Annotated in this window: 7 protein-coding genes and 2 tRNA genes; 7 read left to right on the top strand and 2 right to left on the bottom strand. The window is 52.9% G+C overall.

The window, feature by feature from the left end; all coding sequences use genetic code 11:
* The first annotated feature begins 306 nt into the window (after positions 1 to 306).
* Positions 307 to 383, top strand: a tRNA-Asp gene (locus tag NR177_RS19215).
* Positions 384 to 391: 8 nt separating this feature from the next.
* Positions 392 to 467, top strand: a tRNA-Trp gene (locus tag NR177_RS19210).
* A 107-nt stretch (positions 468 to 574) separates the two neighbouring features.
* On the opposite strand, the gene hdfR is transcribed toward NR177_RS19210, so the two are convergent.
* Entirely contained in the window at positions 575 to 1,399 is an 825-nt protein-coding gene (hdfR, locus tag NR177_RS19205; RefSeq protein ID WP_063877653.1) for an HTH-type transcriptional regulator HdfR, read from the bottom strand.
* 121 nt (positions 1,400 to 1,520) lie between these two features.
* Here hdfR and NR177_RS19200 point away from each other — a divergent pair, with 121 nt between their 5' ends.
* A complete protein-coding gene (locus tag NR177_RS19200) occupies positions 1,521 to 1,859 on the top strand; it encodes a DUF413 domain-containing protein (RefSeq protein ID WP_063877652.1) in 339 nt (112 codons plus the stop codon).
* 23 nt (positions 1,860 to 1,882) lie between these two features.
* Here NR177_RS19200 and NR177_RS19195 read toward each other — a convergent pair whose 3' ends face one another.
* Complete coding sequence (locus NR177_RS19195) at positions 1,883 to 3,403, bottom strand: YifB family Mg chelatase-like AAA ATPase (protein ID WP_256853425.1); 1,521 nt, start codon at positions 3,401 to 3,403, stop codon at positions 1,883 to 1,885.
* 329 nt (positions 3,404 to 3,732) lie between these two features.
* On the opposite strand from NR177_RS19195, the gene ilvL reads away from it, so the two are divergent.
* The 4 genes from ilvL (at position 3,733) to NR177_RS19175 (ending at position 6,830) form a co-directional block, all read left to right on the top strand.
* Positions 3,733 to 3,831, top strand: a complete 99-nt coding sequence (gene ilvL / locus NR177_RS19190; RefSeq protein WP_071785161.1) for an ilv operon leader peptide — start codon at positions 3,733 to 3,735, stop codon at positions 3,829 to 3,831.
* A gap of 150 nt (positions 3,832 to 3,981) precedes the next feature.
* Entirely contained in the window at positions 3,982 to 5,628 is a 1,647-nt protein-coding gene (gene ilvG / locus NR177_RS19185; protein ID WP_256853424.1) for an acetolactate synthase 2 catalytic subunit, read from the top strand.
* Complete coding sequence (ilvM, locus tag NR177_RS19180) at positions 5,625 to 5,882, top strand: acetolactate synthase 2 small subunit (protein ID WP_063877649.1); 258 nt, start codon at positions 5,625 to 5,627, stop codon at positions 5,880 to 5,882. The genes ilvG and ilvM overlap by 4 nt, the downstream gene beginning before the upstream one ends.
* 18 nt (positions 5,883 to 5,900) lie before the next feature.
* On the top strand, positions 5,901 to 6,830 hold the full coding sequence (locus NR177_RS19175; RefSeq protein WP_063877648.1) for a branched-chain amino acid transaminase: 930 nt from the start codon (positions 5,901 to 5,903) through the stop codon (positions 6,828 to 6,830).
* Position 6,831 lies beyond the last annotated feature (1 nt).

Below are 6,831 nucleotides of genomic sequence, written 5' to 3'. Positions count from 1 at the left end.
TCAGAAGTGAAACGCCGTAGCGCCGATGGTAGTGTGGGGTCTCCCCATGCGAGAGTAGGGAACTGCCAGGCATCAAATTGAAAACCTGCACGTTACTTCGGGCAGTTCTCTACTCAAAGAGAGTAGGACAAAAGCGAATGCTTTTGAACGCTGCAGAGCAGCGGCCCGAAGGGTGAATCACCGCGTGATTCATCAACTGCCAGGCATCAAATTAAGACCAGTACGCTGGTCGTGACCTTACCGGTGACGCGGAAGGGCGAAACACCTGATATCAGAACGTTTTTCTGATGTCAGTACAGAATCGGTGGAGCGGTAGTTCAGTTGGTTAGAATACCTGCCTGTCACGCAGGGGGTCGCGGGTTCGAGCCCCGTCCGTTCCGCCACCCTTTTTAGGGGCGTAGTTCAATTGGTAGAGCACCGGTCTCCAAAACCGGGTGTTGGGGGTTCGAGTCCCTCCGCCCCTGCCAGAAAGAGAAAAATCCTTTGCTTCGGCAAAGGATTTTTTTTTGCCTGAAGAAAACTAAAAAAGAAAATCAGCCAGCAGAAACTGGCTTAATCCTCTCCCCTCATACCCTTAGTTCGGCACGACAGGAAACTTTAGCAACTGACGAATGTACGTTTGCTGATCGCTGTTTTGTAGCCACACCGCATAAAGGGGTCGAACTGCGACAGAAGTATCAGGCATCACCATCAGATCGCTGTACAGGCTTTGCCAGAAATCGGGCAGAAACGCGCAGGCTCCCGTGGTATGCAACAATTCCCGCGTAACCTGCGCTGATGTCGTTGTTAACACCGGTACATCATCTCCGCCGGAGAGATAGCTTTGATGCTGATGAAAGTCGGCTCCCCATTCCACTTTAATGTAGTCATATTTCTCACGCTTTTCTGTCTGCCGTGAGCGAAAAAGCGCCAGTGAAATATGACCGATCTGCTGGCTGGTTAATTCATCCATCTTCGGTGCTTCAGTCGTAATCAATAAGTCCAGCTGACGCTCGTGTAGCTGCTTAACCAACAAATGACGCTGTGCCACACGCGCTTCCAGATGCAGGCTCTCACGGTTCTCATAGAGCGTCTTAAGCCAGGGTGTTAAGTAGGCCTCCCATAGCGAGGCACTGGCACCGATAGACAGCTCATGGTGCTGCTGCGTATGTGACACTTCTTTCTTGGCCATCAGCCATGTATTCATCAGACTTTCGGCATAGGGCAGCAGGCGCTCTCCTGCAGAAGTCAGACGTATATTGTTGCGATGTCGGGTAAAAAGATTAACCCCTAGCTGGTTTTCTAACTGGCGGATGCGAAAACTGACAGCAGACTGCGTTAAGTAAAGTGCTTCTGCAGCGCGCCCGAAATGGCGAGTTCTGCTCACTTCCAGGAAAGTTTTCAGTAATTCCGTATCCACATCGTTCTCCCAAAATTTGTTTGTCGTATAGATTTAAATGTTTTGTTTTACACTCTGTCAAGCCTATCTAATACTCCGCGCCATAAATCGCACGGCCATAAGAGAAACAGGAGCGTGTAACATGGCGGAAAGCTTCTCAACGGAAAATCGTTTCTTTGATAACAAACATTACCCACGCGGTTTTTCGCGTCATGGGGACTTTACGATTAAAGAAGCACAGCTACTTGAACGCCACGGTGTTGCTTTTAATGAGTTGGATCTTGCTAAACGCGAGCCGACGACAGAAGAAGAACGTTTGTTCATTGAGGTTTGTCGTGGCGTGCGTGAGCCGCAAACGGAAGCAGAACGTGTATGGTCCAAATACATGACACGTATCAAGCGTCCTAAGCGTTTTCACACGCTGTCAGGCGGTAAGCCACAGATGGATACCGTTGAAGACTACACCGAAAGCGACGATTGATGAGAAGGGGCGAAAGCCCCTTTTTACTGCATGCTTTTATGAAGATAGATCATCAGCCGGTCAATGCTACGATAACTGACGGCTTCCTGAAGATGGTGACGCGTAATCGTCTCTTCACCCGCTAAATCGGCCACTGTCCGAGCCACTTTCAGAATACGTTGCCACGCCCGTACCGATAAGCCCAATTGATTTAAAACCGACTCAAGCCATTTGGCATCCGGCGGCGTAATCTCACACCACTGTAGTACATCCGAATTCGCCAACTGGGCGTTGATCTTTCCTGAGCGCGCCATTTGTATCTGACGTGCGGCGAGTACCCGTTCACGCACCTCCGCAGAGCTTTCCCCGGCATGACGTTGCTGACTCAGCATTCCGGCAGGAAGCAAGGGCACTTCCAGGGACAGATCAAAGCGGTCGAGGAAAGGACCTGAAAGCTTGCCGAGATAGCGCAGAATCTGCTGCGGCGACGTACGATTATGCTGGCCTTGATAGTGCCCGGTTGGACTGGGATTCATCGCGGCGATTAACTGAAAGCGTGCGGGATAAACAACTTTTGCCCTGGCCCGTGAAATCGCCACCTCACCGGACTCAATGGGTTCACGTAATGCATCCAGAACGCTGCGCTGGAATTCAGGCAATTCATCCAGAAACAGCACGCCGTTATGAGCCAGCGAGATCTCCCCTGGACGGGGTAACGCACCGCCACCGATGAGAGCATACAGTGAAGCACTATGATGTGGCGCTCTGAAAGGCCGCTTACGCCATTGCTGATGCCACGGTCCGGCAATGCTCAGGCTGGCAATGGCTGCGCACTCTAAGGCTTCCTGATCGCTTAACGGCGGCATGATGCCGGGTAAGCGCGTGGCGAGCATGGTTTTGCCTGTTCCTGGCGGCCCAATCAGCATCAGGTTATGTCCCCCTGCGGCGGTAATTTCCAGGGCGCGCCGACCCTGTTCCTGACCCACAATATCGCGGAGATCGTCTGTGATGATTTCATCGTGTTCCGTATGGGCGGCTGCAACAGCTAACTCACACTTACCGTGTAAAAAGGCACAGACTTCGATCAAGTGCGCAGCGACTAAGGTCGCACCTTTGCGGATCAAACCCGCGTCAGCCTGGTTTTCTGCCGAAAGGATGAGCTGTCGGTTGCCCTCAATCGCCGCCAACGCCGCCGGAATGGCACCCTTAACGCCGCACAGGGCACCGTTAAGGGCCAGTTCACCCAGAAACTCGTGCTGGTCGAGCTTGTCCGCAGGAAGCTGTTCAGAGGCCACCAGAATGGCGATAGCCATGGGCAAATCATAACGGCCGCCTTCTTTAGGTAAATCTGCCGGGCCTAAGTTGATGGTGATGCGTCGGGCAGGGAAGTCAAAACCGCTGTTTATGATGGCGCTACGGACGCGCTCACGCGCTTCTTTAACGGTGGTTTCAGGTAAACCCACCAGTGTCAGTGCAGGCAACCCGTTACTGATATGCACTTCAATCGTAACCAGCGGTGCTTCAACACCGATGGCTGCCCGCGTCAGCACCTTTGATAATGACATCGCCGCTCCCAAATACGGCAATTCTGCCTGCGGGATTCAGGTACGGCGAAGGGTAAAACAGCGAAATGTATCTTGCCCCGCAAACTTTTCCTTCGTCATACATTGGATTTCTTATTTTGCAGAAGCGTGCTGTGAAACGACCAGGATGCGATCAGCGTCATTTTTTGTCAGCAGCAGCACCTGATGAAATACTCTTTTAATAACAAATTGATAACGAAAGAGTGCAGCCTGACGGAATAAAAAACCTGATAAAAAATGTTGTATTTAGCCTGCTAACTATGATAACTCTGTAGGCATTACTTCGAACGAGTGAAAGAATCGAATACGTTATGAAAGCCCTTCTACTAGTGATTAGCCTTGTCGTGATTAGCGTGGTGGTGATTATTAACCCACTGTGCGGGGCAACGCTTGGAGCAAGAAAGGCTTAAAAATCAAGCCAGAACTCTAAAAAACCCCCCGCACCGAAAGGTCCGGGGGTTTTTTTTTGACCTGGCAAAAACTTAGTAAATCTGCAAGGAACAAACAATGAACAGTAGCATAAAATTCTGTTGTTCCCCTAAGGACACAGGAGAATAGCGATGACAGGTGCACAATGGGTAGTTCAGGCTTTACGCGCGCAGGGCGTTGATATCGTATTTGGCTATCCTGGCGGTGCAATCATGCCAGTATACGATGCGCTATACGACGGCGGCGTGGAACACCTGTTGTGCCGTCATGAGCAGGGCGCCGTCATGGCCGCTATCGGCTATGCCCGTTCAACCGGCAAAACGGGCGTTTGCATTGCAACATCCGGTCCCGGTGCGACGAATCTGATCACCGGGCTTGCCGACGCCATGATGGACTCTGTTCCGGTTGTCGCGCTAACCGGTCAGGTCTCTTCCGCGTTTATCGGTACAGATGCCTTTCAGGAAATCGATGTTCTTGGCCTGTCATTAGCCTGCACGAAACACAGTTTTATGGTTGAGTCGCTGGACGAGTTGCCTTCCGTCATGGCTGAAGCCTTTGCTATCGCTCAGTCCGGTCGCCCCGGCCCGGTTTTAGTGGATATTCCAAAAGATATCCAGATGGCAAAAGGCGAGCCTTCACCACAGTTGATGCCGGTCGAGGAAGTTATGTCGATGCCGCATCAGGCGATAGTGGAAGCACGGGCGATGATGGCTCAGGCCAAAAAGCCGATGTTATACGTGGGCGGCGGCGTGGGAATGGCGCAGGCAGTACCGGCACTGCGCGCCCTGGCGCAGGAAACAGGCATACCCGCGGTCGCCACGCTGAAAGGGCTGGGAAGTATTGATGCAGACAGCGATTTATATCTGGGTATGCTGGGCATGCACGGCACCAAGGCTGCGAATCTGGCTGTACAATCTTGTGATCTGTTAATTGCGGTTGGCGCACGTTTTGATGACCGTGTAACAGGCAAGCTGGACACCTTTGCACCGCTGGCAAGTGTGATTCACCTTGATGTCGACCCGGCAGAACTGAACAAGCTGCGCCGTGCGCATGTCTCGCTGCAAGGCGATCTTAACCACGTTCTGCCCGCCCTGAGCCAGCCTTTAGAGATTCAGGCATGGCGTGACGAAGTGACCGCACTGAAGGCACAGCATGCATGGCGCTACGATCATCCCGGCGAAGCGATCTATGCGGCGTTGTTATTGAAACAACTGTCCGACCGCAAGCCTGCCAACACCGTGATCACGACCGACGTCGGTCAGCACCAGATGTGGGCGGCCCAGCATATCTCCTGTGACGCGCCTGAAGATTTCATCACCTCCAGCGGATTAGGCACCATGGGCTTTGGCCTGCCCGCGGCGATCGGTGCGCAGGTTGCGCGTCCCAACGATACGGTGATCTGCGTCTCGGGCGATGGCTCAATCATGATGAACATCCAGGAGCTGGGCACAATCAAACGCGGTAAGCTGCCGGTAAAAATCTTGCTGCTGGATAACCAACGCCTGGGTATGGTCCGCCAGTGGCAGCAGCTGTTTTTTGATGGCCGCTACAGCGAAACCATCCTGACCGATAACCCCGACTTTCTTACCCTGGCCAGTGCGTTTGATATCCCCGGCCAGCGCATCACCCGTAAAGATCAGGTCGACGCCGCGCTCGATGCTCTGCTGAGCAGTGAAGGCCCTTACTTCCTGCATGTTTCAATCGATGAGCATGAAAACGTCTGGCCATTGGTACCGCCTGGTGCCAGCAACGCCAACATGATGGAGAAAACCGTATGAACCAGCATCAATTGTCTATCGAAGCGCGCTTTCGACCTGAAATATTGGAACGTATTTTACGTGTTGTACGCCACCGTGGCTTTCAGGTGTGTTCCATGAACATGGCCACTGTCGCTAACACTGAAAACATTAATATCGAAATGACCGTTGCCAGCCAGCGCTCTGTCGATTTACTGTCTTCCCAGCTAAGAAAACTGATGGATGTCGCCTGCGTCCAGATTCAACAACAGACATCACAACAAATACGCGCGTAGTCGCTATAGGAAATAATAATGAGCACGAAGAAAGCAGACTTTATTTGGTTCAACGGCGAAATGGTTAAATGGGAAGAGGCAAAAGTCAGCGTGATGTCTCACGCGTTGCACTACGGCACATCGGTATTTGAAGGCGTTCGCTGCTATGACTCCCATAAAGGGCCGGTTGTATTCCGTCACCGCGAGCACATGCAGCGCCTGCACGATTCCGCCAAAATCTACCGTTTCCCAATCAAACACAGCGTTGATGAACTGATGGAAGCCTGCCGTGAAGTCATTCGCGTCAACAACCTGAAAAGCGCCTATATCCGTCCGCTGGCTTTCGTCGGTGATGTGGGACTGGGCGTGAACCCGCCGGATGGCTTTACGACCGACGTGATCATTGCGGCCTTCCCGTGGGGCGCTTATCTGGGTGCTGAAGCGCTGGAAAACGGTATTGATGCGATGGTTTCCTCATGGAACCGTGTTGCGCCAAATACGCTGCCAACCGCGGCGAAAGCAGGCGGCAACTACCTTTCCTCACTGTTAGTGGGCAGCGAAGCACGTCGCCATGGCTACCAGGAAGGGATCGCGCTGGATACCAATGGCCTGATCTCAGAAGGGGCAGGCGAAAACCTGTTCGAAGTGAAAGACGGTGTGCTGTTCACCCCGCCGTTTACCTCATCTGCACTGCCGGGCATCACCCGCGATGCCATCATTACGCTGGCGCGGGATATGGGCATCGAAGTGCGTGAACAGGCACTGTCTCGTGAATCGCTCTACCTGGCCGACGAAGTCTTTATGTCCGGCACCGCAGCAGAAATCACCCCAGTACGCAGCGTGGATCGTATTCAGGTCGGTGCAGGCAAATGTGGACCGGTGACCAAACGCGTTCAGCAGGCCTTCTTCGGCCTGTTCACCGGCGAGACTGAAGACAAATGGGGCTGGCTGGACCCGGTTAACGCATAAC

The organism is Pantoea sp. Fr+CA_20, from assembly GCF_024520835.1.
In the GTDB taxonomy this organism is placed as follows: domain Bacteria; phylum Pseudomonadota; class Gammaproteobacteria; order Enterobacterales; family Enterobacteriaceae; genus Pantoea; species Pantoea allii.
This window is presented reverse-complemented; position numbering and strand designations above follow the sequence as displayed.